Origin of the sequence: Opitutus sp. ER46, assembly GCF_003054705.1 — a bacterium.
GTDB lineage: Bacteria > Verrucomicrobiota > Verrucomicrobiia > Opitutales > Opitutaceae > ER46.
The window spans coordinates 417,267-443,012 of the sequence record NZ_QAYX01000021.1; the positions used below are offsets into that span (position 1 = coordinate 417,267).

Annotated in this window: 23 protein-coding genes and 1 tRNA gene; 21 read left to right on the forward strand and 3 right to left on the reverse strand. The window is 66.0% G+C overall.

Annotated features, from left to right (window positions below; all coding sequences use genetic code 11):
* Positions 1 to 226: 226 nt before the first annotated feature.
* The 20 genes from DB354_RS10130 to DB354_RS10230 all read left to right on the forward strand — a co-directional run bounded on the left by DB354_RS10130 (position 227) and on the right by DB354_RS10230 (position 22,367).
* Complete coding sequence (locus DB354_RS10130) at positions 227 to 751, forward strand: hypothetical protein (RefSeq protein ID WP_107835501.1); 525 nt, start codon at positions 227 to 229, stop codon at positions 749 to 751.
* Positions 752 to 753: 2 nt separating this feature from the next.
* Complete coding sequence (locus DB354_RS10135; RefSeq protein ID WP_107835502.1) at positions 754 to 2,310, forward strand: terminase family protein; 1,557 nt, start codon at positions 754 to 756, stop codon at positions 2,308 to 2,310.
* Positions 2,307 to 4,115: a DUF935 family protein gene (locus DB354_RS10140; RefSeq protein ID WP_107835503.1), complete on the forward strand. Its 1,809-nt coding sequence runs from the start codon at positions 2,307 to 2,309 to the stop codon at positions 4,113 to 4,115. Before DB354_RS10135 ends, DB354_RS10140 begins: the two co-directional genes overlap by 4 nt.
* 3 nt (positions 4,116 to 4,118) lie before the next feature.
* Positions 4,119 to 6,041, forward strand: a complete 1,923-nt coding sequence (locus DB354_RS10145; protein ID WP_107835504.1) for a phage protease — start codon at positions 4,119 to 4,121, stop codon at positions 6,039 to 6,041.
* A gap of 75 nt (positions 6,042 to 6,116) precedes the next feature.
* A complete protein-coding gene (locus DB354_RS10150; protein WP_107835505.1) occupies positions 6,117 to 6,548 on the forward strand; it encodes a hypothetical protein in 432 nt (143 codons plus the stop codon).
* 21 nt (positions 6,549 to 6,569) lie between these two features.
* Positions 6,570 to 7,721 carry a hypothetical protein gene (locus DB354_RS10155; RefSeq protein ID WP_146180180.1) on the forward strand — a complete coding sequence of 384 codons (1,152 nt, stop codon included), beginning with the start codon at positions 6,570 to 6,572 and terminating at the stop codon, positions 7,719 to 7,721.
* Positions 7,718 to 8,320 carry a hypothetical protein gene (locus DB354_RS10160; RefSeq protein ID WP_107835507.1) on the forward strand — a complete coding sequence of 201 codons (603 nt, stop codon included), beginning with the start codon at positions 7,718 to 7,720 and terminating at the stop codon, positions 8,318 to 8,320. Before DB354_RS10155 ends, DB354_RS10160 begins: the two co-directional genes overlap by 4 nt.
* Entirely contained in the window at positions 8,317 to 8,790 is a 474-nt protein-coding gene (locus tag DB354_RS10165) for a hypothetical protein (protein WP_107835508.1), read from the forward strand. The genes DB354_RS10160 and DB354_RS10165 overlap by 4 nt, the downstream gene beginning before the upstream one ends.
* A gap of 28 nt (positions 8,791 to 8,818) precedes the next feature.
* A complete protein-coding gene (locus DB354_RS10170; RefSeq protein WP_107835509.1) occupies positions 8,819 to 9,361 on the forward strand; it encodes a hypothetical protein in 543 nt (180 codons plus the stop codon).
* 41 nt (positions 9,362 to 9,402) lie between these two features.
* Positions 9,403 to 10,140 carry a hypothetical protein gene (locus DB354_RS10175; RefSeq protein WP_107835510.1) on the forward strand — a complete coding sequence of 246 codons (738 nt, stop codon included), beginning with the start codon at positions 9,403 to 9,405 and terminating at the stop codon, positions 10,138 to 10,140.
* A gap of 29 nt (positions 10,141 to 10,169) precedes the next feature.
* Positions 10,170 to 12,719: a LamG domain-containing protein gene (locus DB354_RS21965; RefSeq protein ID WP_146180181.1), complete on the forward strand. Its 2,550-nt coding sequence runs from the start codon at positions 10,170 to 10,172 to the stop codon at positions 12,717 to 12,719.
* Positions 12,720 to 12,727: 8 nt separating this feature from the next.
* Positions 12,728 to 13,045 (forward strand): hypothetical protein, encoded by a 318-nt coding sequence (locus DB354_RS10190; RefSeq protein ID WP_107835513.1) that lies wholly within the window; start codon positions 12,728 to 12,730, stop codon positions 13,043 to 13,045.
* Positions 13,046 to 13,088: 43 nt separating this feature from the next.
* Positions 13,089 to 13,586 carry a hypothetical protein gene (locus tag DB354_RS10195; RefSeq protein WP_107835514.1) on the forward strand — a complete coding sequence of 166 codons (498 nt, stop codon included), beginning with the start codon at positions 13,089 to 13,091 and terminating at the stop codon, positions 13,584 to 13,586.
* Between the two features lie 98 nt (positions 13,587 to 13,684).
* On the forward strand, positions 13,685 to 13,861 hold the full coding sequence (locus DB354_RS22310; protein ID WP_158277473.1) for a hypothetical protein: 177 nt from the start codon (positions 13,685 to 13,687) through the stop codon (positions 13,859 to 13,861).
* Between the two features lie 3 nt (positions 13,862 to 13,864).
* The gene (locus DB354_RS10205; RefSeq protein WP_107835516.1) at positions 13,865 to 15,970 is read left to right on the forward strand and encodes a hypothetical protein; all 2,106 of its coding nucleotides are present in this window, start codon (positions 13,865 to 13,867) and stop codon (positions 15,968 to 15,970) included.
* A gap of 2 nt (positions 15,971 to 15,972) precedes the next feature.
* A complete protein-coding gene (locus tag DB354_RS10210) occupies positions 15,973 to 18,027 on the forward strand; it encodes a phage BR0599 family protein (protein ID WP_107835517.1) in 2,055 nt (684 codons plus the stop codon).
* Positions 18,024 to 18,491: a hypothetical protein gene (locus DB354_RS10215; RefSeq protein WP_107835518.1), complete on the forward strand. Its 468-nt coding sequence runs from the start codon at positions 18,024 to 18,026 to the stop codon at positions 18,489 to 18,491. Before DB354_RS10210 ends, DB354_RS10215 begins: the two co-directional genes overlap by 4 nt.
* 2 nt (positions 18,492 to 18,493) lie before the next feature.
* Positions 18,494 to 18,682: a hypothetical protein gene (locus DB354_RS10220; protein ID WP_107835519.1), complete on the forward strand. Its 189-nt coding sequence runs from the start codon at positions 18,494 to 18,496 to the stop codon at positions 18,680 to 18,682.
* 3 nt (positions 18,683 to 18,685) lie between these two features.
* A complete protein-coding gene (locus tag DB354_RS10225; protein WP_107835520.1) occupies positions 18,686 to 22,009 on the forward strand; it encodes a phage tail protein in 3,324 nt (1,107 codons plus the stop codon).
* Between the two features lie 4 nt (positions 22,010 to 22,013).
* Positions 22,014 to 22,367: a hypothetical protein gene (locus tag DB354_RS10230; protein ID WP_107835521.1), complete on the forward strand. Its 354-nt coding sequence runs from the start codon at positions 22,014 to 22,016 to the stop codon at positions 22,365 to 22,367.
* Between the two features lie 6 nt (positions 22,368 to 22,373).
* Here DB354_RS10230 and DB354_RS10235 read toward each other — a convergent pair whose 3' ends face one another.
* The 3 genes from DB354_RS10235 to DB354_RS10245 form a co-directional block, all read right to left on the reverse strand.
* Positions 22,374 to 22,940, reverse strand: a complete 567-nt coding sequence (locus DB354_RS10235) for an IS630 family transposase (protein ID WP_107835522.1) — start codon at positions 22,938 to 22,940, stop codon at positions 22,374 to 22,376.
* Positions 22,844 to 23,311 (reverse strand): IS630 transposase-related protein, encoded by a 468-nt coding sequence (locus DB354_RS10240; RefSeq protein ID WP_158277474.1) that lies wholly within the window; start codon positions 23,309 to 23,311, stop codon positions 22,844 to 22,846. Before DB354_RS10240 ends, DB354_RS10235 begins: the two co-directional genes overlap by 97 nt.
* Positions 23,312 to 23,502: 191 nt before the next feature.
* Positions 23,503 to 23,592 (reverse strand) — tRNA-Ser (locus DB354_RS10245).
* 259 nt (positions 23,593 to 23,851) lie between these two features.
* Between DB354_RS10245 and maoP the strand changes: the two genes are divergently transcribed.
* Positions 23,852 to 25,549: a DUF413 domain-containing protein gene (maoP, locus tag DB354_RS10250; RefSeq protein ID WP_146180182.1), complete on the forward strand. Its 1,698-nt coding sequence runs from the start codon at positions 23,852 to 23,854 to the stop codon at positions 25,547 to 25,549.
* The last annotated feature ends 197 nt before the right edge of the window (positions 25,550 to 25,746 follow it).

Here is a 25,746-nt window from a genome sequence, read left to right on the forward strand (position 1 = left end):
CGCGTTGCGCGTGCGCAGGGGTGCGTACCCCATGCCTTCGGCACACCTCCGTAGTCCCTGCGCGGCGTGCGATCTTTGGCTACGGCGTTACCCAGCCGGCCGGTGCCCGAGCGTGGCCCACGGTTCTCTTCGCGCTCTCGCGCGTTCTCCGCCGTGTAAGCGATACGCCGGGTGCTTGCGCGCCCGACCAAGCTGCCGGCCGGCTGAATCCTTTGCCGAATGTCGCATGAACAAGAAACCACGCGGCGATTCGAAACTCGATGCGCTCACGCCGGAGCAGCAGGAGCTGCTCGCGGAGTGGCTGACGATCGAGAACGTCACCTATGCGGAGGCACGCACGCGCGTGCAGGATCAGTTCGGCGTCTCCACGACGGCCTCGGCATTGCAATCCTTCTATTCGCGGTTTGCGGCGCCGTGGAAATACGCGCGGGCGCATGGCGAGGCGGAGAACTTCGCCTCGCTGATGGAAGGGAAGTTCGACGCCGCCTCGATCAAGCGGGCGAAGCAGCTCGCGTTCGAGGCGCTCACCTCCCCGCAGCCCGACCTCAAGACGGCGCGTGCGCTGTTCAAACTGATCGGCGACTCGGCGAAGACCACCATCGCGAAGGAGCGCCTGGCACTCGACGACCGGAAGGTGAAGCTGCTCGAGGCCAAGGCTGCGTTGGCGGACAAGGCGACGGCGATCGTCAACAACCACGAGATCTCGGAGGAGGAGCAGGCCGCCCAGATGCGCGCGCTGTTCCGGATGTAATAATGGCCGACCGACGCAAAGACGCCTTCGAAAAGCTGCGGGGCAGTGTGGCGGCGGCTCAGGCTGCGGCTCTTTCCGATCCGCTCTGGAGCGCCGATCTCGCGACGCTTCGCGAACTGGCGGCCAAGCATGCGCTGGGCAAGACGCACAGCGGCTGGGTGAATCCGTACCCGAAGAAGGATCCGCGCTCACTCCTGCTCGAATACCAGTTCGCGAGCTTCCACGACGAGAGCCGGTTCAAGGCCGAGCTGCAGGCGCGCCAGACGGGCAAGGACTTCACAGGCCAGGGCGAGATCGCCGAGGACTGCCTGCGCCGGCCGGGCACCGATTGGATGATCGCGGCGCCGTCGGAGCGCCAATCGACCGACTCGCTCGACCAGGGCAAGATCTGGGCCGAGGCGTTCGGGCTGGCGATCGAGAGCTACGACATCAAGCGCGAGGGGCTGCATCCCGAGGCGCTGCTGAAGAGCGCGGAGATCGTCTACAGCAACCGGTCGCGCGTGCGCGCCGTGCCCGGCAAGCCCGACACCGTGCGCGGCCGGAGCGCGAACATCTACCTCACGGAGTTCGACTTCTTCGAGAACGCGGAAGCCACGTGGCGCGCGATCCTGCCCTCGATCACGAATCCTCTCCGAGGCGGCGAGAAGAAGGTGCGGCTCAAGACGACGCCGAACGGTTTTGGCGGCGCGATGCATCGCATCTGGACGAAGGAGGACAAGCGCATGCGCTGGTCCCGCCGGCTCGTCACCATCTATCACGCGGTGCTGATGGGGCTGCCCGTCGATATCGAGCAGATCCGCGAAGCGCTCGACGACGCCGACGGCTGGGCTCAGGAGTTCGAGTGCCTGTTCCTCGATCAGGCGACGGTGCTCCTCCCTTACGAGTTGATCGCCACCTGCGAGAGTACCGAGGCGACGACGACGATCGGCCCCGACTTCTGGGAGTCTGCCGCTCGCCGGCCGGTGTTCATCGGCTGGGACTTCGCACGGAAGAAGGATCTCTCGGTGCCGTGGACGATCGAGCGCGTCGGCGACGTGCTGCAGACCCGCGAGATCGAGGAGTTTCGGAAGATGAGCACGCCGGCGCAGTTCAACGCGATGGCGCCGAAGATCGAGTCAGCCACCCGCGTGTGCGTCGACTACACGGGCCCAGGCATCGGCCTCGGCGATCTGCTGGTCGAGCGTTTCGGCGAGTACAAACCATCCGAGGACAAGTTCGGGAAGATCGAGCTGTGCACGTTCACGCCCGCGCTGAAGCGCGAGCTGTTCCCGGCGCTGAAGGTCGCCTTCGAGCAGCGCCGGCTGCGGGTGCCGGTCAACCGGGCTGTCCGGGAAGATCTGCACGCCATGCAGCGGATCGTGACCGGCAGCGGCGATGTGACTTACCGCGCGCCGCACTCCGACGATGGCCACAGCGATCGCTGCACGGCCCTCGCGCTGGCGCTGCGTGCCGCTTCGGGCGGCGTGAGCGACGGTGCATTCACGGCGGCAACTCTCGCCGCGGTTCAGCTCGGCCGGCCCAACGGGGCCTTGTTCCCACGTCCGGAGATCCGGCTATGAAATCACCCATCCTTGCCAAGTTCGTCCAGGCGGCAGCGCGCAAACTCGGCGTCGGCCTGATTTCCGCGCCGGTGTCGGTCCCGTCCGCCGGAGAGTTCTACGGCAACTTCTTCGCGACCCGCCGCATGTCTCCCGCCGAGGTGCGCATGACGCTGGAGCAGGCCGCCCAGGGCAGCATCCAGGCGCAATGGGAGCTGTTCGCGATGATGGAGGACACGTGGCCCCGGCTCGCAAAGAACCTCTCCGAACTGCGCCGGGCCGCCGCGCGGGCAACGTATGCCGTGCAGCCATACGCGGACCGTGGCACGACGCCGACGACCACCGCGAAGGACAAGGCGGCCCTGGTCGAGAAGTCCATGCGCCAGTGGTGGCCGCGTCCAGGCACGCTGGAGCTGGGGTTCGAAGACACGCTGTTTCACGGGCTGGATGCGTTTGGTAAAGGTGTGTCGGTCCTGGAGGTGCAGTGGCAGCAGTTGCCGGGTGCGCTCGTGCCGCGCTGTGCGCATGTCCTGTCTTCGCGTGCATACGGGTGGAACGCCGATTGCACCGAGCTTGGGCTGGCAGGCGCCGACGGACAAACGTGGCAGCCTTTCCCGCCGGGGCACTTCCTCGTGGGTATCTGGTACGCGCGCACAGGTGCGCCGGCTGCGACGGCCGTGCTGCGGGTGCTCGCTCCCTTCTGGGCGGGTGTGACGTTCGGCTGGGAGTGGTTGCTGTCGACCGCCCAGATCTTCGGGGTTCCCTTCCGCTGGGCGACGTTCGACAAGAATCATCCCGAGCTGGGCGCCGTGCTGCGGGACATGCTGGCGGCCATGGGTGCGAGCGGCTACGGCGCGTTCCCGGACGGCACGAAGCTTGAGTTCAAGGAAGCCGCCACAAACGCCCAGGGGAATCCGCAGGTCGTGCTGCAGGAGCTGGCGAATCAGGCCTGCGACCTTGTGATCCTCGGCCAGGAACTCTCGGGCGCCGCCCAAGCGGCAGGCCTCGGCGGCGGTGCCGCCGGGTTGCAGCAGAGCGTCCGTGCGGACCGGCTGCAGGACGCCGCGCAGTGGTGCGCCAACTTGCTCAACTACCAGCTCGTCCCGGCCGTGCTGCGCGCCAACTGGGGCAACACCGAGGAACCGCCGACGATCGTCCCGGATCTCGATGCCGAGCCGGATCCGGTGAAGCTGGCCCAGCGCGACGAACTCCTGCTCCGAGCGGGCGTCGCCATGCCCCGCGCGTGGTTCTACGAGCGCCATGGCATCCCCGAGCCCATTGCCGGAGAGGCGGTCATAGCCGGCTCGGCCCGCGCCGCCGCCGCCCCAGCGGCTCCCGGCGAAGATGGCGAGGGTGATCCGAAAGACCCGGATAGCCCGGAGGACATCGCCGAGGATACCGCCGAGGCCGATTCGGCCGACAAAAACGCCACCAAGGCTGGAGGCCGAGGAATCGCTTTAAACGCGTTGGCGGGTACGAAGACCCCAGCCGGAGGGCCAAAGGGGCGTAAACAAGCCGTGCAAGGCCCGTGCAAGGCCGTGGCGGCGAAGGATCCGGGGCTACTTTCACCCCTGTTCGACGCAAAGGCGCTCCGCGAGATCGTCCTTTCCCGCGCCGACGAGATCGGGCCGGTCCTGGACAAGTTCGAGGCTGCGCTCGCGATCTCCGATCCCGAGCAGCGGGCTGCCGCCTGCCGTGCCCTGCAGGAGTCGCTGCCCGCGTCCCTCCGGCGGATCTCCCCCGCGTCGCCGCTGGCGACCGCCATCGCCAACGCCACGAGCACGGCTGCCGTCGCCGCTGCCGTCGAAACCGCTTCGAAACCCTGACCCATGCCCGACCACGTACCCGTCAAATCCGAGCCGATCACGGCGCGCATGCCCGCCCTCGAGTTGCCGCAGAGCGACCAATTGCCAGCAGAGATCATGTCGTTCCCCGCCGGGGTACACACGATCAACGCCAAGCAGGCCGGCAAGGCGATCAACACGTCCGTCCAGGTCGATGCCCAGACCGCCGCGGTCATGCAGGCGACGCTTGAGGCCCACATGGCGGCGTCTCCGCAGAAGCCGTATTTCGACTTCGACCACGACGACAAGGACGCGAGCGCCTGGCCAAAGGCGTTTCGCTGGGAAGACGGCAGCAACGGCCGGCCCGCCGGCGTGTATGCCGCGGTCGAATGGAGCGGCTCCGGATCCGCCGCGATCGCCGGCAAGGACTACCGGTCCTTCTCGCCCGTGTTCTACGTCGACGAGCGGAAGCCCGCTCGCGTCACCGGCGCGCCGTTGAACATGGGCGGCCTCGTGAACTCTCCCGCGTTCAAGAAACAGGCCCCGATCTGGGCCAAGGACACCCTCTCGGCGGCGCAGCCGCCAAACCAAAACCATACGCATATGCCCGACAAAACCGATACGACTCCGGGCGCCACGCCCTCACCGGCTGCCGCCTCCGATACCTCCGCCATCCAGGCGAAGGAGCAGATCAGCGCCCTGCAGACGCAGGTCCAGGCGCTCCAGGCCAAGGACACCGAGCGCCGGAAGACCGATGCCAAGGCCGCCGTTGACGCCGCCGTGGCGCGCGGTGCGCTGCCGCCGAAGGACACGGCGATCCAGGCGAAGTGGACCGGTCTGATCGAGGCCGATCCGGCGAATGCCGATCTCCTCGCCGCCATGCCCGGCACGTCGCTGCTGACGCCGGTCACCCAGCCGGGCGGTCACGTCCAGGCGAAGGATAACCTCGTCGAGTGCCTCAAGAAACTGAAGGCCGAACAGGATGTGGATACGCGTTCCGCGATCTACGCGAAGGAGGTCTCGCCGCTGTTCCGCGATTCGGAGTTCCGCATGGGCCCGATCCTCGCGGCGAACTCGCTCGGCACTCTGTCGGGCGAACTGATCACCCAGCGGTCGTTGACGCTCCTCAAGCGTGCGTTCCCCGCGCTCTTCGCAATCTCCACCAATTTCACGAATGAGGCGGCGTCGTTCGGTCAGACGGTGAAGGCGCGTCTGCGGACGATTCCGACGGTCACCGACTACAACGTTCTCACCGGCTATGCTACCAGCGACGCCAGTGCCGTGGACGTGCCGGTCGTGATCGATGGCCACAAGGCGGTGCAGATTGCGTTCAACGCGAACGAACTCGGTTCGACCTCCCGCGATCTCTTCGCGGAGCAGACCGAGGGCGCTCACGTCGCGATCGGTGGCGATCTCGTCGACGCGCTGCTGGCGGTGATCACGGCCGCGAACTTCGCGAACGGCACCGTGCAGGCCGTCGCCGGCTTCGGCCGGCCGACCATGACGGCGATCGCGAAGGCGCTCACGACCCGGTTCGCCCCGCGCGCCGGCCGGTTCGCGATGCTGAATCTCGATTACTACGAGAAGCTCGGCCAGGACGCGTCGATCGTGTCGCTCGCGACCTATCAGAAGGCCGAGATCATCACCGAGAACCAGCTGCCGCCGGTGGCCGGCCTGCTCCCGATCGAAGTGCAGAACTTCCCGACGGTGGGCAACCTCACCGGATTCGCCGGCACGCCGGACGCGCTCGCTCTGAGCACGCGTCTGCCGAACGACTACACGCAGGCGATGCCCGACGTGCCGTCGAACGGCTCGGTCCAGATCGTCAAAAATCCCGACACTGGCATCGCCGTGATGCTTGTCCGGTTCATCGACCACAAGCTGGGCGCCGCGGTGTGGCGCGTCGCGTACATGCGCGGTGCCGCCAAGGGGCAGGCCGCCAGCGGCCAGCGCATCACCTCGGCCTGATCGACCGGGTGAGTTCTTCGAGCTGCTCCGCGTCCGACGCGGGGCGGCTTTGTAGAGCCCACCACCGAACCACCCATGCCCTGGATCACTCTCACGATCGACGACCTGAACGACGCCCGCGCCGGCGCGCTCGTCACCGCCATGCGCACCAAGGCGCTTGCCGAAGGGCAGAGCGATCCGTCGCCACGCGTGATCCAGATGGTCGTGGACGAGATCCGGCGCTGCATCGCGTTCGCACAGCAAACCCCGCTTGAGACGGATCCGACGACGATTCCGCAGGGCCTCCGCGAGATGGCGGCGCAGAAGATCATTCGCGTGATGAAGGCGCGCCTCCTGCAGGCGCTCACTGACGACGAGAAGACGGCCGAGCAACTTTACCAGAAGCGCCTCGAGCAACTGACCCGCGCCGAGTGGCCGGTGGATAAGCCCGCGACGCCGCTCGATCCGTCTCCCGTCAACGCGTCCCTGACCGGGTACTTCGGCAGCGACACGAAGCAGCCGCTCTGAGCCATGCCGTTCTCGCAAGCCATGCCGTTCGAAGCCGCCGTCGACCGTCTCGGATCGAAGACGGCGATCGCGTCGACGCTGCGCTCCGACGAGTGGGCGGCGTTCGGCCTCGGACTGCGGGACCGCGCGTTCTTCTCCGCTGGGGTGGATTCGCTGCGCACGGTCGCGACGATGCAGCAGAAGATCGACGACGCGCTGCGGATCTCGGTCGACGCAAAGACGGCCTTCACCGATCGCGCGAAGTTCATTGCCGACATGCGCGCCACGCTCGGCGCGCTGCCGGGTGACTCGAAGCAGTTGACGGACATCACGAGCACGACGCGTCTCGGACTGATCTACGATTTCCAACTGCAGGACGCCCGCGAGTTCGGACGGTGGCAGGCGTCACAGGATCCGGATATCCTCAACGAGTTTCCTGCGCAGGAGCTGATCCGCGTCGAAGAGCGGGAAGAACCTCGCGACTGGGCCAATCGCTGGGCGGAAGCCGGCGGCAGCTTCTTCGACGGGCGCATGATCGCGCGGAAAGACGATCCGGTCTGGACGAAGATTTCCCGCTTCGGGCGCCCGTGGCCTCCGTACGACTTCGGCAGCGGAATGGGAATCGAGGACATCGATCGAGACGAAGCCGAGCAGCTCGGCCTCGTCGCTCCGGGCGAGCAGCTCGCGCCCCAGGAGGCCGACTTCAACCAGGCACTCGAAGCCAGCGTTCCGAACGCCACGCCCGCGCTCCTGGACGGCTTCCGGGAAATCTTCGGCGATCAGGTCGACGTGAGTCCGGAGGGGCGGATCGTTTGGCATGGCCAGCGCGTGCAGGATCTCGCCCGCGCAGCCGCGAGTGATGCCACTGCCGATCGCTCGCTCGATCTTGGCCGTGCGACGGCGGAAGCCGCCGCAAAGGCGAAGGCAATCGGTGCGGATCTCGGCGACGCTCGGCTCGTGATTGGCGCCAGCGATCTGCGCAGTGCCGCAGCCAAGCCGCTATCCCCGCTCGATGCGCAACTCGTTCCGCACGTGTGGCGGTCGCCTGACGGCGTGAGCGTTGGCGCGGATGGCGCGCTGGAGTTTTCGGCGCGGATGGTCGGCCGCACCGTCCGCATTACCTTCGCCCCGACGATCGCCGGCGCCTGGACGGTGCGGTCGTTCACGTCCGCGAAGATCGGAGGCAAACTGTGAGCACGACGATTACGCGCGACACGGCCACGCCTGCGCTCGCCCGCATCTACGACCAGATCGCGCCCGGCCGCCGCAAGGCGCTGATGGGAGTCCTCGGTCGGCAAACCGAGAAGGAGTACCGTGCTTGGTTCCGTAGCCGGAACGCGGATTCGCCCAACAAGGAAGGTTTCCCCCGCTCGAATTTCTGGTCGAAACGCATTGCGAACGCGACGGCGTACGATCCGGCCAAGACGACGGACACGAAGGCTGTCGTCGTGATCTCCGACCCGGCGATCAAAGCGAAGGTGTACGGTGGAAGCTGGGGTGCGAAGGAGGCAAAGAATCTCGCGATCCCGCTGCGGGGTGAGGTGTACGGCGTGTTCCCGCGCGCGGGCACGATTCCGGGTCTGCGGTTCGTGCCCAGCCAGCGCGGTGGCAACACCGTCGGCTGGCTCGCGTCAGGCGAGGGCAAGGAAACCGTGTACTGGTGGCGGTTGCAGCGGCGCGTGACGGTGGCGGCCGATGCGCGCGCCCTGCCGCCGAAGAGTCGCGTCCAGAACGCGCTCTCGGCCCGCGCGCTCGCGTTCTTCTTTCGGCCGAAAGCGGGAGGTGTGTCGTGAGCAATCCCTTCTTCGACCTGCAGCAGCGTCTCGCGGATCTGCTCCGCGCGAACGCCTATTTCGCGGATCTTTCAGCCGAAGCAGTCCTCACGGAGAAGGTCGGCGACATCGATGCGAAGATCGTGAACGATCTTTTGCCGCTCGGGTTCGGCGTCGCGATCAAGACCGCCAAGGGCGACGGCCAAAGCTCGCTGGGCTTTGTCACATCGCGAGAGACGATCGTCGTCGCGCTCATCAACAACCCGACGCTTTTTCCCGGCAAGAACGTGCTCGACGGCCTCGGCGCCGCGATGGACGCGATCGTTGGCAAGCCGGTCTTTGCTGCGACGCAGATTCGCCGCGAGAACGACTGCTGGCAGTTCAGCGGGCATTCGCGGCGCGACGATGCGCCGCCGGATCTGCACGTGCATGAGCTGTACGTCTCGGCGCACATCAAACTTTCAGGGTCGCCGCTCACGGTGAACCCGTAGCAACGCGCTCCTATCAACCAACACGACCATGATCAAAGCTCGCACTGTCATCGGCGCCCACGGGTTCTTTTTCCCGGACGGGACCGCCTTCACCATCCCGGCCGCCGGCACGTGCGGCCGTCAAGCCAAGCCCGGCGCCGCCGATCCCAAATGGTTCGACCTTGGCATCTCCGACTACGGTTTCAAGCCGAACAACAAGGTCGAGGAGGTCAAAGCCGCCGCTCCTGGTGCGCGTGTGCTGTGGGATCTGATCACGGTGGAGAAGGGCCTCACGATCACCGCGAAGATCATGGAGCTGAGCAATCTGGTGTACCAGATGCTCCTCGGCACGAACACGCTGCCGGACTCGCCGACCGCCGGCGGGCAGTACAATCCGCTCGAGGGTGATCCCGTCGTGCGCGGCTGGCTGCAGGTCCAGCAGTACAACCAGGCCAACGTGCTGATCAACACGCTCGACGTGTTCGTCGCCATGCAGATCCCCGGCGACGTCAAGTTCGACGACAAGCTCGTCGACGTGGACGTCGAAATGAAGGTGCTCTTCAGCACCCTCAACACCGGCACGCTGAGCTGACGCGCCGCGCCCACTCGTAACCCGCGAACAGGAGGTCAGCCATGCCGACGCTCAGCTACACGCCCGACAACACGCCGCCCGGCGCCATCGCCCTGGCGGCGCAGACTCCGGTCAACTCCGCTCCGGTCGGGGTGGGACTCGCGTCCATGGCTGGCACCGCCGCTGCGCCGGCGCCCGTCGCGCTCGATCAGGCGCCCACCGCCATCGCGCCCACGGCGCTCACCGTCGATCAGCAAGTCCGCACGGACGCTCCGCCCGCCGCGGTAGCCGTCCAGGGCGTGACGCCCGATGCCACCGCGCCGGCCGCGCTGCCGATCGCGTCGACCGCCTGGAGCAACGTCGCACCGACGCCGGTGGCAATCGGCGGCATGACGGGCACCGAGGCCACGCCGCAGCTTGTCGCGTTCGCTCCGATCATCCCACTCCCAACCGACTCCAACATGCACACCGCTGCGCTCAACTTCGTCGGCCAGCTCAAGCTCAACCAGCTCTTTGGCTTCTACAAGGCCCCGGCCCCCGTCGCGATTCGCGGCGTGCAGCTCGCGGCGCAGACCGCGCCCACGGGCGCTGACGTGACCGTCGAGCTGGTCGATCCGGACGGCGTATCGCTCGGCCGCACGGCCACACTGCCCGCAGGCAAGACCTACGCCGACGTCACGTTTGCGACGCCGCTCCCCGTGCTCGCTGGCGCGCTCGTGCGCGCGAAGGTCACGCAGATCGGCAGCGGTGCCGCGGGCGGCTACCTGACCGCGAACCTCGTCGTCCAAGTCGTCTCCTGAACCCCCGCTGCAACGCCTCAGCAATCACCATGCAAATCCTTCGTCGCATCATCGCTCTCACGCTCCTGTTCAGCGCGGCGCTCGCGTCCGCGCAGGTCGAGATCCCGTGGACTGACATCAAGAGCACGCCCACCACGGCCGCCGGTTACGGCATCCTCAACGGGGCCAAGATTGACGCCGCGGCTGCGCTCACCTGGTCGGCCAACACCGCGCCGTACTACACCGGCAACGCGACGATCTCGAGCTACTCGCTGACCGCGTTTGCGCGCGGCGTGCTCGCTTCGGTCGATGCGGCCGCCTGGCGCGCCGCGACCGGCAGCGCTCCGCTCGACTCGGCCGCGCTCACCGGCACGCCGACCGCGCCCACGGCCGCGCTCGACACCGCGACCACGCAGCTCGCGACGACCGCGTTTGTGCGGAGCACTGCTGATGCTCGCACGCGAGCCCCTCGCGGTGGCATTTCTAACGCGACGGCAAATCCGGTGGGCATCACGCCTGACGGGCCCGCGCTATCAAGACTGGCAACCAGCGACTTTACTCTCGGCGTGTGGTATCGCTCAGGAGGCACAATATCGCTCGTAAACAAGAGCAGCACGACGGCGGGTGTATATGCGTATGCCTCATCGACTGGACTGGTGTTTTGGTTGGGGGACGGGGTCGGGTCGTCATATACGTTTCCGTCGGTCACCCTCACGGACGGTAATACGCACTTCGTCGCGGTGACATGCGTGCGCGGCGGCAACGCTCAGGGATATCAGGATGGAGCGCCGATCGGGAGCGCGGTTAGCACTGCTGCTCGCACCGGCAGTTTGGCGACAAGCAACAGGCTCGAGTGGGGAGGTGGTGTCGGCGGCACACTCGGCGAGAGCTGGATTGTGCTTGGAGCGCTTAGCGCATCACGGTGCGCGGCGATCCAGCGTGCTGGATCGATCGCGCCATTTGTCACCTGGACGTGGGATGCCGAAAAAGGTCAACACGTCGGAACGGTTGATGGCTTCGCATTTTTGACGTGGCCCGACTTCGAGCGCGCGGACCCCAATTACAATCCAATCGCTCGAGACCGATCTGGCACCAATGTCCACGCCGTTATTGCGGTGACTGGCCTGGCTCCAGTAATCCGGACCAATTGGCTGACCCGTGTACTCGGCCCCGCAGTGGTGAGTGATGGATCGCCGGCCGCTCGTGCATACGCCGCGCTCAATGGTCAGAATCCAGGCACAGGCGATGTTTTGCTGAGTTGGGAAGGGATCTATCCGCAGGAGGTGAGCGGACCGACGCGCCGGCTTGTCGCGCTGACTCAAAATATCACTTCGGTAGGTCAAGGCCGGTCGTTTCAGCTGGCGTACGTCGGATCAGAGATGCGGATTCTCCTTTATGGGCCCCTGTCCTCCGACATTCGGACGCTCGCTTCTTCGCAACTCCACGCGGCGTTTCAGTCATTGGGTGCTCGCGGCATTCCGTGCCGCATTGATGTTCGGCGCAGCGCAACCGGTATCAAAGTGTTCGCGGGTATCGGAGGAGATGGTACCCGCTACTATGACGTGACGGCGCTCTTCTCCGAAAGCACCAGCGGAAGCAATCCGCCGGCGTGGACAGATGAGATTGTTGGGACGTACATGACGGGGTTTGTATCTGATAGCGTAGTCTCCACTGCCGGGCATATCGCTCAGCTCGCCCTCTATAATTTCGCACCTACCGAGGCAAACCTTCGGGCGGAATACGAGCGTGGCTCGCCGGCGGCGGAGCTGATGGGGGCGAGTAGGACGGCGATATATCGTCAGGATTTTTCGTCAGGTGACGGCACGTGGACAAATGGCAGCGGCACTGTTGCGTGGTCAGGAAGCGCGCTCACATGTACGTATTCAACCGCGGGGCAGTACGTTAATGCGCCTGTCAACCTATTGTCGTACATCGGGCGGCGAGTGCGGGTAGCGTTCACGATCGCGAATTGCACCTCTGCGACGGGCACACTTGAGCTACGGTCTTCGGTATCGAATTCCGTATTACAATCAATTAACCTCGCGAATGGCACGTACGCGAATGATTTGACGCTGCCGGCAAGCTATGCTGGCGCGACCTTGGTGTTAGTGCGGTTGGCGGGCGGCGCGGTGTCGTTCGACTTAGACAATGTGTCAATCACGCAGCTCGGATACACCGCGATTCTCGATCCCGCCATCGCCGCCGGCCTAACCGCGATCAACCCATCCCGCGGCACCAGCAACGACTCGACCGACTGGCTGTTTTCCACGACGGGAATCACCGCACCGTCATCCAACCGTACGCAGACGATCCGCTGGACTACCTCTGCCGCTGGCAACCAGCAGTTGTTCGGCGCGCCTTGCATCGACACGACCGGCCGCTGGCGGATCCGGTCCTGGACGATCTACACGACCGGCACGCCCACCGTCTCGCTGGGTAACATCTCCGCGGGTACGGCGTACGCCAACGGCGTGACGCTCGTCGCCGGCGTCAACGACATCACGGTCGCCACGCGCACGCCTGGCACCGCCAACCTTTGGTGCAACAGCTCCACCAACGCCTCGCTCGAGCACGTCGTGCTCCTCGATCGCGTCGACTGATTTCTGCCATGAAACTCCTCATCCGATCCCTCCTCCTCATCGCGGCTCTGATGCTCGGCGTCAGCGCCTACGCCGGCACCAACATCGCGCTCGATGCTCCGGTCGACTGCACGCACTACGTCGGCGGCGGCGGCACCGCCGTGTCGATCGACCTGCTCTCGATCGACTACGAGACCGGCGAGGCGCGGTTCCGCTTGATCAACGCGAGCGGCGTCGCCCTCGGCAACTCCGCCGTCTTCGGCGTGCGCCTCACCCTGCCGGCTGCGGAATCCGCGGTTAAGGCCGCCGTCCTGGCTGCGATCGCAGCCGCCGCTCCCACGCCCTGATCAACCTCCAACCCTCCACCGCGGCGTCGCCGCACTGCACACCATGGCCACCGACAGACCTCCCTCCAAGACCTCCATCATCTTCGCCGGCGAAATTTTCGCCGGCCAGGATGCCGACCACCCGCACATCCGCGATATCGCCGGCAATCCTCACGCCGTGCGCGTTCGCGCCATGCCGGCCCGCCACCTGGGGCGCGTGCTCGAGCTGTGCACCGACGAGGCCGGGCTGCTCGAGCTGGTCCTGCAGCGCAGCGAGACCGACGCCGACGGCAAGCTGATCGGCTGGGTCCCCGTCGACGCGGCGTTCGTCGACAACCTCGACGACAGCTCTCACGACCTGCTCGTCCACGCGGCCAGCCGCCAAAATTTCCAGCGCGCCGCGACGTGGGGGGAGCGAGCGATCGCGGCGAAGACGTTTCAGGCTCCGCTGCTGCTCAAGGCGGACGAGGCGCTGAGTCCGGTGATCCAGCGTATGGTGCGCTTGCTGATCTCGTCACTGCCGCAGTCCGGATCTCCGGCCGCACCTACGACTTCGTCCTAGACCACTACACGCTCCACCAGCTCGCCGCGCTGAGCGACGCCGAGGAGCGGATCGAGGCCCGCCGCGCGCTCCGATTCCTGCAGGCCATCCGCCACGCCGTGCCCGCCTCGCTCACCGACGCCACTGGCCCGCAGCGCGAGTACGAGGGCCTCGAGAAGCAGTGGGTCGCCCTTGCCAACGGCACCTCTCCCGATGAGCGCAGCACCCGCCGCTATACAGCCAGCAAGAACCAGACCCGCAGGCGAAAAGCCCAAGGTCCCGCCAAGCCCAACTGATCGATGCCCGCCGACGGCCAACTCGAAATCCTGATCGATATCCGCGCCCGCCTGGACGAACTGTCCAAAGCGCAGCAGGGCATGCGCGATACCGCGAAGGAGGCGACCGGCCTCGGCGCGGCCATGAAGACCGGCCTCGGCATCGAAGTCGCGCGCCGTGGCGTCGATCTGCTCACGCGATCCTTCGCGGAGAGCGTCGGAGCAGCGTTCCAAATGGCGGGCGCAATCAAGGACCAGAGCGAGAACCTGCAGATCTCTGCGGAGGCGTATCAGGTGCTCGGCCTCCAGATCCGCGATGCTGGTGGGGACGTCTCGCTGCTCACTCAGATCCTGTCGACAAACAACCGATCGCTCGCGGAAGCGCGCGAGATGGGCAGCAGTGCGGCGTCGGCGTATCGGCAGCTCGGGCTCGACGTGGCGAAGCTTGAGGGGATGACCGCGCAGGATCGCCTCGCGGAAGTGAGCCGCGCAGTCGAGGACGCGGGAGACAGCACGAAGGCGTTTAGCGCCGCCTCTGTTGTTCTCGGATCGCGAAATCTTCCGACCACGCTCGGGGCGCTGCGCTCCCTCGCCACTGATGGCTATGAGCGGGTGGCCGCGACCGCGAAGAAGGCCGGACTCGTGATGGAGCAGGACACGATCGACACGCTCGATCGTGCCCAGAAACAGATCGAGAAGTTCAAGCAGGCGTTGGCGATCTCCACAGGCAACGCGATCAGCTCTGCGCTGAGTGCTGATCCGGCGCTCATCCAGGATGTCTCGAACACGCTACTTGGCGGCGTGAGCATGTTTTTCGGCGCTGGCCGGGCGTTTGGATCCACCCTTGGAAACATCACAAACCTCGCCGCGGGACGTGATATCTCATCCTACGATGAAGTCGCAAAAGAGGAGGCCCGCCGGCAGGCCGAGATTGATCGCATCAAGGCTGCTGCCGATGCAAAGAGACGCGCCACAAATGCCAAGGCGGCGGCGGAAGAAATGGCGCGCCAGAACGCGATTGCTGATGCCCAGCTGAGGCTCGAAGAGTTGTCGAATCGTCGTGGGGTCATCGAGAGCAACCAATACCTCGACACCCCCACGAAGGAAAAGGAGCTGCTCGATGTTCTGAAGGAACAGATCAAGGCAAGAACCACGCTGATCGATCTGATCAGGACGAATCCGGATTCCAAAGACACAAAGCAGCAGCGAGCTTCCAAGATCGACCGGCTGCAGTCGGATCAAACAGTCGACATTCGCGAATACTACGCCACGAAGCCGACGGCGTTCAGCGATCGAAAGAATCAGTTAGCAGAGATGAACCTGCCGCAGAACTCGCTGCAGGGTTTTGGCGAGGGTGCGCAGGGCGGCGCGATGGACTACGCCATGCAGCTTGGCTCAACCGGTGACCAAGTTGCAGCCGCAATGCAGTCGTCGATCGGCGCAACGGTGTCTTCGATTACTGAGGGGATCTACGGCTGGATCACTGGCACGCAGTCGTTCGGTGAGGTACTCCGCAACCTCGGTGCAACGGTCCTGCAGACGCTGCTGCAGACCATCATCCAGATGGGCGTGCAGTGGCTCATCACGGCTGCGCTGGGCCGCACCGCGATTCTCAGCATCGCTGTCACTGGCGCGGCGACGCGCAAAGCGGAGACCGCCGACGTCATTGCGTCCGAGACCGCGAAGAAGCCGGCGATTATGAGCAACGCTGCGGGCTCCTCCATCTCGTCGTGGGGCCTCGCTGCTGCGATCGGTCTCGCCGCGTTGATTGCCGTCCTCGCTGCCTTTGGCGGGTTCTCGTCGGGCGGCTACACTGGCGACGGTTCGACGTCCGAGGTCGCCGGACTTGTCCATCGCAAAGAGGTCGTGTTTTCGGCTGCCGATACCGCTGCGTGGGGCGGCGCCGGCGCGGTCGAGGCGCTGCGTCTCGGCGGACCGTCCGCGGTGCGCCCATCCGCGGCCACCGCGACTGCAATGTCCGGCGCCGGCGGCATCGCCGCACTCGGCGGCGGAAGCGGCAGCGCGTCGAACATCCATCTGTACATGGACAAGGCCGCGTACTTCGACGCGATTCGCGCCGACGTCAGCGGCGTCGCCATGGAAGTCTACGAAAAGCTGGCGCGCTCCTGACCATGTATCCTGTCACCATCTACGGAGCGTCCGCCTGGGCGTTCCCGTACGGGCCCAACAACGACGAGACCGTCAGCCTCAAGCCGTCCATCGACCTCGAGACGGTACGCGGCCAAACCGGCCGCGGATCCCGGCGGCCCCAGGCGTGGCTGCTGCGCCACGAGCTGAGCTGGACGTCGGATCTCGGCGCGTCCGAGTTCTTCGCGGCTCGGGCCGCGAGCATCGACGCCCAAGACGAGCCGTTCGTCGTGCCGTTTTGGCCGGCGGCGCGACCGGTCGCGCGGGCTCCGCTCATGACGACGGGCCTGACCGTCGCGTGGACGCGTGACTGGTCCAGCTACGCGCTCAACCCGGCGAGCCTCACCGGCTACGACTTCTTCGCGCCGGCGATCATGGGCGTTTTCAAGCAGCCGCCGCGCCTCGTCGGCCGCTCGAGCAACTGGGTCCGCGGCGAGTTTACCCTGGTCGAGCAGGGCCCCGCCGAAGCCGCTCTCACGCCTCCGATCGTGACGGACGTCACTCTCGCCACGCCCGACGGCTATCTCGCCCCGGTGTTCCCATTTTCCCCGGACGGCGGCGCTGATCCGAAGCTCGGCTTTGCCCAGGTCGAGAGCGAGCGTCGCGCGCTCGGGCCGGGCCGTATTCCGTCGCGCGTCTTCTACCCGCAGAAACCTGAGACTCCGCTGCAGCCGTCGTTCAAGTTCAGATCCGTCGAGGAGATCGTCGCGTTCCTCGGCTGGTATCATCGCCGCGCGGGTGGCGCCGGCTCCTTCTGGATCGCGTCCACGCAGGCGGTCGGCGAACTCACCGCGGATCTCGCCGTCGGCGCGACAGCAATTCCGACGGCCCAGCCGATGGCCATCAAGGTGGGCGACACGCTCGCGCTTTGCACCACCGGCCGCGCGCCCGAGCTGGTTCGCGTGCAGTCGATCGTCGCCGGCGTGCCGCAACTCGCGGCTCCGATCTCGATCGCGCATCCCAGGGCATGGACGATCGTCGCTCCGGCGATCCTCGCGCGGCACACCGACAGCGAGCCCACGATCAAACTGGCGCAGTCGGGCGATGGCTGGATCGGCGGCACCACGCTCGCATTTCGTGAGGTAGCCTCCGAGTACGCCGCGACCGACGGCGAGGTCCGCGGGGTGACTCTCGGCCGGTTGGCTCCCTGGGCGTGGCTCGCCGAGATCGAGCTGGATTACGCCGGAGCGCTGCAGACCTGGTACGTGACCAACTTCGAGAGCGGTGTGACGACGCCCGGCGGGCAGGTCTGGGAGTACCACGACTTTTCCTTCTCGGATACGACCGAGAGCGTCGATCTCGAGGACGACTCCTGCACGCTCAAGATTCGGTGGTGGGACGGATGCCCCTGGGAAAACTGGCTGCCAGGAAAGCTCGCGGCTACGGGACGCCTTCGCATCAAGCGCGCAGCGGTCGCGGCCGACGGATCGGTTGGAGCGCCTGAGAGTTTCTGGTCTGGCATCCTGTCGACGCCGCAACGCGAGGGGCCGATGCTGTCCGTCAAGGTTGCTGGCGCGAACTCGATGTTCAGCCGGCGCACTCCGCGTGCCCTTATGGAGCCTGTGTGCTGGAAGCAGCACTACGGCGTCGAGTGTGGCCTCGTGCTCAGTGAGTGGGAGCACAACGCGACCGTGACGGCCGTCGCCGGCCTGCAGGTGACCGTCAACGCGCTTGCCCGCAAGGACGGCGGTGCGACGCATCCCGGCTTCGCGTTCCAGGACTGGTTCGCGCTTGGTTGGGCGCAGCGGGTTGACGCTTCCGGCCGGCCGGTGCGCGCCGAGGTGATCGCGTCGACGGGGCTCGCCGGCGGCTCGATCACGCTGACGCTCGGTCGCTCACTCGGCTGTGCGGTCGGCGACGTGATCGTCTTGGCTCCTGGCTGCGATCGCTCGCACGACACGTGCTACGTTTACGACGCGACGAACAATCCGCGCGGAAAGTTCAACAACCTGAACTCATTTGGTGGGAGCCATGAAATGCCGGCGGTGAGCCCCAATTTCAAGGTGCCGAACACGTCGCCGAACTCCGCGAAGAAATGATCACCGCCGCCCAGATCCGCGCGCTCGAGTCCGCTGCCGAGTCATGGCGAGACACGCCGTTCTGCGAAGGCGCTCCCGTCAAGGGCGCGGGGGCCTCGTGTCATCACGCCGTGGCAGAGATCTATTTCGAGTCCGGCCTTCTCGAGAGGACGCCCATTCCGAATGGCCCATCGCATTGGAGCCCGGCAAATCCGAACAGCCTGATCGTCGAGTGGGTCGAGAGCAGCGGCCTCTTCGTGCGCGTCGGCGAGGGGCTCAAGGGCCGCGAGTTGAGCCGACTGGCGCGGCCCGGCGACATGCTTGGTTTTCGGATTTGCACAGCGATTCACCACGCCGCGATCCGGCTCGGGGGCCAGCGGATCGTCCACAGTGTGATGGGGCACGGCGTGAAGATCCCGCCGTCGATCCCGTTCGAGTGGGAGCATCGGCTCGAAGCCATTTGGCGCATCAAGGCGCTTGCCTGACCATGTCCACCAGTCGCGAAACCACCGAGATCAAGCTGACGCCGTTCCAATCCGAGAACGTCGCCACGAATCAACAGCAGATCCCGATCCCTTATCTGGGCGGCGAACGCGTCGTCGCGATCCGATGGATCACGCCCGCGCTCGATCACCGCACCAAGCAGGCGGACTCGCAGGGCAAAAAGAGCGGCTGACGTATGAGCAGCGGAGGCAAATCAGGTTCGAGCCAAAAAACGCTCAACCACTATTTCACGATCGCGGGCACGATCTGCCGCGGGCCGCTGGACTGGCTCACCGCCGTCATCTCCAACGGCAACTACATCTGGCAGTGCCCAGGCGACGGACCGCTCGATCTGATGGCGGACGGCGTGGTCAACTCCGACGGCTACGTCGACCTGACCGGCGGCATTCTCGATCCGAGCCTGCTGATGGAGGGCGGATTCGTGCATCTTTATCCGCGACGGCCGACGGCAAATCCATCGGCCGCGTTGCCTGGGCATGGCGCGTATCGTGACCGCGCCTACATGGTCGCCCGTCACATCTTCTTTGGGCAGACCTCGGGCAGCGCGCCGAACGTGCTCGTCATTGGTGGGCATATTCCGCGCGTGCCGACGTCGATCGTGGCAGCGGCCGACAACATCGCCGACGATCGTCAGATCAACCCGATCGCATTCCTCGCCGAGTATATGCTGGACGAGGGTGGCGGGGCGATGACCGAGCAGGAGTTGGACGCGCCGAGCTGGCTGGCGTCTGCGCACTGGTGCGCGCAGGACCAGGCGCATCGGGATTACTGCTTCGTTTCGCCGCTGATCTCGGAGCAGATGGCAACCCGAGACGTCGTCCGGAGATTGCTCGGGCCCGTCAACGGATTTCTCCGGCGGACGCGCGAGGGGAAACTCGGGTGCTATATCTACGAGTGGGGAGTGGATCCCGGCGCGCTGCTCACGCTCGATGCGCGGCACTGGTCCAAGGCGCCGAAGTTCACCGACGGCGACTGGAAGGATATCCCGACCGAGTACGCGGTATCTTTCACCGATCGTGCCTACGAATTTCAGGAAAATACCGTCGTCGTTTCGAATCAGCGCGCGGAGCGGATTCGGCAGACCACAGATCAGGCAAAGCTCGATCGCGTCGACGTGACCCGCGCGAAGCAGGCGTTTGCGCATGGGCTCGAGTTCCAGCGGCGGAAGGGTTCGGCGCCGGGAACCGCCACGCTCTACGTCAGAGGCCCGATCGTCGCGGCCGTGCAGCCGGGCGACAAGATCAAGGTTGACACGGATCCCGAGCCGGGCGGGGCAGGAGCGGCCCAGCTCGCCCGTGTGGACAAAATCAAGCGCAACCAGGGTGACGAGACCGTCCTCGAGGTGACGCTCGATCCTCTCGTGCCGGCATCGGCGTACACGCCCGCCTGGGTGTCGCCATTGCCCGAAGAGCTGTTTGCCGGCGCGAAGCAGACCTCGCCGTCGATTGCGCACTTTCAGCCGATTCCGCTCCCGGTCGATTACTTCGGCTGGCCTCCGGCAGTGGGCTTTCTCGCCACGCGGCCGAGCCCGCAGGTTTCGGGCTTCAACGCCTACTTCACTAGCGCTGCGCTGCAGCCGTACACCAAGCTCGGCTCGCAGTTCGGCTTTTCAGCGCGGTGCCAGCTCGTGACTGGAGTCGCTGCAGGGACGGGCACGCTGCGTTTGCAGCTACTCGACGGCGCATCTGGGCCCGATGCGTACTTAGCGGCCGAGACGCCCGGCGGTAACGCGGCAGACGCCCAGGACAACCGTCTCGTGGCCGTGCTGCTCGCTCTCGATGGGAGCGGGCGGGTGGCGCTCGACGCGGCTGGCCAGCCGACGATGGAGTTTGCGTCGATCATTCAACGCAGTGCGATCACGGCCGACACGCACGACTACACCGTCTATCGCGGCCGCTGTGGTCTCACGGCAAAGGCGTGGGCGGCCGGCGCCGTCGCGTGGATCGTGCCCATCGCCAACCTCGTCGAGTGGCGGCACGATTTGTTCGAGTCGATGTTCGGCCAGCCGGCGTATTTTCGGCTGGGATCATTTACCTCAGCGGCTGTCGACGAAACCAATCCGCTTCCTCAGCGAGATCTCGTCTGGCCGTCTATCCCGGTGCCCAACTCGCTCACGGCCGCCAACGGCACGGGCAAGGCGGTCGACCTGGACTGGACGTTCTCGTCCGAGACCAGCTTCAGCGGCGAGTATGGCGTCTATCGCGCGACTGGGCCCGGCTACTCGGACTGGGCCAAAATCGGCGAGACGAGCGCCTCGCGCTTTACCGATCATCGGGTGACGCTCGGGGTCTCGTACCAGTACAAGATCGCGGCAATCACGCCAGGAGAGCAGGCGTCGGCCTACAGCAACGTCGTGACGATCACGGTCGCTGCCGTGGCGGGATCTGACATCGACCTCACTCCGCCCAACGATCCCGGCACGCCCACGCTCGTAGGCTCCGGGACGTACCTGGACGACGTCGGTGGCGTGCATTCGTACTTGTTGATTCGAGTGCCGGCGCTGCCGGCCGCCGGCGGCGGCAAGGTCGCGGCTACCCTGCAGGAGCTGCGCTGGCGGATCTCCGGCACTGGCGCGACGGGCTGGACCATCCAGGACCAGCCCCAGAATGCCGGCGGCACGAAGGACGTGCGGATCGACGATCTGCCGCCTGCCTCGCAGATCGAGGTCGAGCTGCAGTCCTACAGCCGTTTTGACGTGGCCTCCACGACCGCGGTGACGGCGGCCGGGTCGCCGTTTACCGCTCCTGTCCGCACGACGGTACCGACGGCGCCATCGACGGCATCGTTGGCCGCCGATTCGACGGCTCCGGCGGTCAAGGGCGACCTTTCCGGCATGATGTTCGGAAGCCGCGTCACGGTCACAATCCCAGGCGACAAGGATATCTGCCTCCTCGAGGTCAAAGCCACGTTCTCCAATACCGACTCGGCCATCGACTACACATGGTTTGATTACGTGTCCGCTGCCGGGCTGATGACGCGGGCGGTTCGCCCAGGCCAAACCGTCTCGCTCTCCATCTACAACGGATTCGCCTCCCCAGGGTGGGTCCGAGCGCGGGTGCGCAACACTTCTGGGGTGGCGTCCAACTGGCTCTACATCGGCAACGCCAACGGCTACGCGACGATGGCGCTGGGTGACGTGGCACTCCAGGCGTCGGGCAACATGCGCTCGAGCGGGATCGCAATTGCTTCGGCCGGCGCGTCGTCGGCCAAGAAGGTGGTGACCCGTTACACGCTCGACACCGACGCGTGCCCGACGCTCGTGGGCGGATCCGCGGAAGAGATCGTGAACATCTCGCTTAGCGGGCGTGGATTCACGACGCAGCCGGACACCGTGTCCGGGTTGAGCGTGGGCTTTCCGCCGGGCCTCGCAGCCCGATACGACTGGGATGCCGCCGGCAACAGCTCGACCAATGCGGTCGTTAAAATTCGCAATGAGCTAGGCGGCGTCGTCCCCGCAGGCCCGATCCGTCTCATGGGCGAGTTCGTGGAAAACTACTGACACCATGGCCCTCCAAAAATCCATCACGCTGCCCAACGGCGCCACCGGCGACTACATCCACATCTCTGAGTACGCTCGCGACGTCGATAACCGCTACGTCTCCTGCCACCTCAACCTTTTCACCTCGGCCGCTCACTACGCCAGCCAGCCGGCGCCCAAGCAGCCGATCTGCCTGATCGCCAAGTTGCGCCTCTCCGGCGCCAAGTATGACGCCTATCTGTCCACCGCGGCGCTCGCGGCCGTGGCTGACACCGAGGACGCGGTTCGCGCCCAGCTCTACGTGGCCGCCAAGGTGGAGCCCCTGATCGCCGGGGGAGGCCTTCAGTCGATCTCGCTGGTCGACGCGCTGGACGTCTAGAGCCGTTTAAATAAAGCTGTAGCCGCAATGGGCAAACCAGTTCATGGTATCCGCGGCGGTAACCTCCTTCGTTGCTGCCGCGATTGCCTTCAGCAGGTCCGGAAGCGTCCGTGCTTCAGCCCGTCGTAGCAGCGCCTTGATCTTGCTCCACATCAGCTCGATGGGATTGAGGTCAGGCGAGTAGGCCGGCAAGAACCGGACGGTTGCGCCCGTTGCAGTGATCAAGGCGCAGGTCTCGGCGCTTTTGTGCGGCGCCAGGTTGTCCAGCACCACAATGTCACCGGAGCGCAGGGTGGGCACGAGCACCGTGCGCACGTAATCTCGGAAGGTCTGCGTGTTCGTCGCTCCGTCGATCGTCGTGCAAGCAGTGGATCCGTCCAAGCGAACCGCCCCGATGATCGTGGTGCTTCGCCAGTGGCCATGCGGACACGATGCCACCAGACGTTTCCCTCGCGGCGCACGGCCCCGCAGTCGCGTCATGTTTGTTTTCGCCGCTGACTCGTCGATGAAGACGAGCCGAGCCGGGTCGAAGCCGCCCTGCTGGCGCCGCCACTGACGCCGCGCTCGGGCAATATCGGGCCGGTCCTGCTCTGCTGCATGAAGCGTCTTTTTTTATATGTCAGATCCATTGCCGCCAGGGCGTAATGAATGGCCGGCAACGTGCAGCTCAGACCAACGCAGGATCGCAACTCCGCCAAGGTACGATCCGGTTTCTCGGCAACCAACTCGCGCAGCCGTTTCCGATGCTCGGGCGTTATCCGCGGCTTCCGGCCGCAGCGATGGTGCTGAGGCCGGATATCGCCACAACGCCGACGCTGTTGCAGCAGCTTCTTCACCATAGCCTCCGAAACGCGGAAGCGCTGCGCCACTTCCGCTCGGGTGACGTCCCCCACGTCGTAGGCAGCCACGATTCGTTCGCGCAGATCCACGGAGAGCGTTTTCACGCCCGGCAGCCCAGCACAAATCGCGGAAACCGGCTACACTATTATTTAAACGGCTCTAGCGGGCCCTGTGCAAGGGCCCTGCACTGGTCAGGCAGCCGCGTTGCACGACAGGGGTAAAACGGGCCGTATTCTCAAACCTCTGTCACAGTTTCCCAAACCCCGCGGCGCGGTACATTGCGCGGAGGCGCAAATGGCGGAGAGGGGGGGATTCGAACCCCCGGTAGCCTTTCGACTACACGTGATTTCCAATCACGCACATTCGACCACTCTGTCACCTCTCCGGGTGCTCGGCCACGACCGCCGAAGCGGCCCTGTCCGTTGGGCGAACGGCCAAGGAAGGCGGGCGCTCGCGCGCGGTCAACGGTAAATCCTTGTTCCGCGAGATCGCGTTGGGCACGCCCTCAAAGTCGGCGTCCCGGTGCCGACTGCGCCTGGGGTGGGGGCCGATTCGCCCTGCGGCGGGCCGCGACATTCGCTTTTGCAAATCGCCGGAGCGCCGACATCACGGTGGCGCGCGCGGGTCGCCGCGCGTTTCTCCAAGTGTCCGCACGATCCTTTCTTACCTGGCTCCGGGCCCTGCTCCTGCCTCGGCGGCAGTCGCGTGGCCGCGCGCTGTTTCTGCGCCCGGCTGCGCTCGCCGCTGGCTCCCTCGTGGCGTGCGTTGTTGGTTCCGGGTGCCAGTACCTCGGCACCGTCGCCCGCGAGGGGCGCTATGCTTTGCGGCAGCAGCGCAACCCCGAGCAGCGCGTGTACAAACACATGCTCACGCGACAGACGTTCTACGTGTTCGGGGTCATCCGGCCGGAGACCGTGAACGTGCCGGCAGATTTGCCGCTCGCCGTCGCCGCCATCGCCGCCGGGCCGGTTGCCGGAGAGGTGGTCGACGTGAACCACGTCTCCCGCGCCGAATCCTACTACGGGCTGAACCTGCCGGACGGCTCCTACCAACTTGTCGTGCTCGCGGATGCGAATCGCGACGGCTTCTACGAACCGGCCGAGGCCATCGCGGTGCGCCCAATCGATTTGAGCGAGGACCAGCAGCCGGACCGGGTTTGCGGCGACATTGACCTGGAGTTGCCGCCGAGCGCGCCCCGGTATGTCCCGCCCAAGCCGTTTCGCATCGCGGTGCCGCGGCGCCGGGAGGCCGCGCTGGCGGAATCGCTCTTCTATCCCAAAGGCAGCATCCGCTCGCTCGACGACCCGATCTTCTCACCGGCCATGGCCCAACTCGGGTTGTACCGGCCGGCCGCGTTTCTCGAACGCGCGCCGATGATGTTCTACGCCCTCGAGGAGGACAGCTTCCGGGTGCCGGTCGTCTTCGTGCATGGGATCGGCGGCTCGGCGCGCGATTTCGCGGACATCGTCTCCCGCCTCGACCGCACGTACTACAAGCCATGGTTCTTTCACTACGCGTCGGGCACCGATCTGACGCAGCTCAGCGCGATGTTTCATCGGATCTTTCTGTCCGGGAAAGTCGTGCCGCTCGGCCCGATGCCGCTGGTGATCGTGGCGCACAGCATGGGCGGCCTGGTCGTTCGCGACGCGCTCAACCGATGCACCGGAAAGCCGGGCGAGAACACGGTCGCGTGCCTCGTGACGATTGGGAGCCCGTTTGGCGGGCACCCGAGCGCCAAGAGCGCCGCGCACGCCCCGCTGGTCATCCCGTCCTGGGCCGATCTCAACCCCGACAGCGCCTTCATCCGGGATCTCCACCGCCGGCCGCTGCCGAGCGCGCTCAAATACCACCTGCTCTACACGTTCGCCGATGATCGAACGCTGAAGCTCGGCGAGACCGGCGACGGCGTCGTGCCGCTTGGGAGCCAGCTCGTCGCCGAGGCCCAGCGCGAGGCCACGGTCCAGTTCGGCTGCAACGCCACGCACACGGGCGTGCTGCAGGACCCGGGGGCGGTCGCGCGCGTCATCGCGGCGATCGAGGCGGTGAAGTCGCCGCTGCCGGCGGAGCATGTGCGCGAACTGCAGCGCGGCGGCTACGCGCTGCCCCCGGACGAACGCTTCACGTTGATGGAAGCGTTCTACGTGCGCAACCTGGGCTGGTACCTGGATGCGCTGGCGAGCGGACGCCTGCAGCCGGCCGATCCATTCCAGCGCGACTTTGTCGCTGCCTGCCGCGGAGAACGGCGTCCTCGCACCGAGCCCGAAACTGCTTGGCGGAAGCTTAACGAATTCTATCCGGAACGCGCGCGGTTGCTCCGGAGCGTATCCGGAACCCCACACTGACCCCCTGGCTACCTCGGCTGCGGTTGATGCCACAGGGTTGCGGGCGCCGACCATGCAGGGATTTACGTCATCTCCTGAAACCTCCGCCGATGACAGCCGGGCTAATTCCGGGGCGGTGGGGCTTCGCTGACGCTGATGCCACGGCGCCTGGTGCCGCCTTTTGCGAAAACCGACTTGCGCGAGCCGGTTAGGAGGCC

Bases quoted from the DNA above. Each gene is read 5' to 3' on its own strand.
- DB354_RS10130 (WP_107835501.1), top strand. From the start codon at position 227: ATGAACAAGAAACCACGCGGCGATTCGAAACTCGATGCGCTCACGCCG.
- DB354_RS10135 (WP_107835502.1), top strand. From the start codon at position 754: ATGGCCGACCGACGCAAAGACGCCTTCGAAAAGCTGCGGGGCAGTGTG.
- DB354_RS10140 (WP_107835503.1), top strand. From the start codon at position 2,307: ATGAAATCACCCATCCTTGCCAAGTTCGTCCAGGCGGCAGCGCGCAAA.
- DB354_RS10145 (WP_107835504.1), top strand. From the start codon at position 4,119: ATGCCCGACCACGTACCCGTCAAATCCGAGCCGATCACGGCGCGCATG.
- DB354_RS10150 (WP_107835505.1), top strand. From the start codon at position 6,117: ATGCCCTGGATCACTCTCACGATCGACGACCTGAACGACGCCCGCGCC.
- DB354_RS10155 (WP_146180180.1), top strand. From the start codon at position 6,570: ATGCCGTTCGAAGCCGCCGTCGACCGTCTCGGATCGAAGACGGCGATC.
- DB354_RS10170 (WP_107835509.1), top strand. From the start codon at position 8,819: ATGATCAAAGCTCGCACTGTCATCGGCGCCCACGGGTTCTTTTTCCCG.
- DB354_RS10175 (WP_107835510.1), top strand. From the start codon at position 9,403: ATGCCGACGCTCAGCTACACGCCCGACAACACGCCGCCCGGCGCCATC.
- DB354_RS21965 (WP_146180181.1), top strand. From the start codon at position 10,170: ATGCAAATCCTTCGTCGCATCATCGCTCTCACGCTCCTGTTCAGCGCG.
- DB354_RS10190 (WP_107835513.1), top strand. From the start codon at position 12,728: ATGAAACTCCTCATCCGATCCCTCCTCCTCATCGCGGCTCTGATGCTC.
- DB354_RS10195 (WP_107835514.1), top strand. From the start codon at position 13,089: ATGGCCACCGACAGACCTCCCTCCAAGACCTCCATCATCTTCGCCGGC.
- DB354_RS10205 (WP_107835516.1), top strand. From the start codon at position 13,865: ATGCCCGCCGACGGCCAACTCGAAATCCTGATCGATATCCGCGCCCGC.
- DB354_RS10210 (WP_107835517.1), top strand. From the start codon at position 15,973: ATGTATCCTGTCACCATCTACGGAGCGTCCGCCTGGGCGTTCCCGTAC.
- DB354_RS10215 (WP_107835518.1), top strand. From the start codon at position 18,024: ATGATCACCGCCGCCCAGATCCGCGCGCTCGAGTCCGCTGCCGAGTCA.
- DB354_RS10220 (WP_107835519.1), top strand. From the start codon at position 18,494: ATGTCCACCAGTCGCGAAACCACCGAGATCAAGCTGACGCCGTTCCAA.
- DB354_RS10225 (WP_107835520.1), top strand. From the start codon at position 18,686: ATGAGCAGCGGAGGCAAATCAGGTTCGAGCCAAAAAACGCTCAACCAC.
- DB354_RS10230 (WP_107835521.1), top strand. From the start codon at position 22,014: ATGGCCCTCCAAAAATCCATCACGCTGCCCAACGGCGCCACCGGCGAC.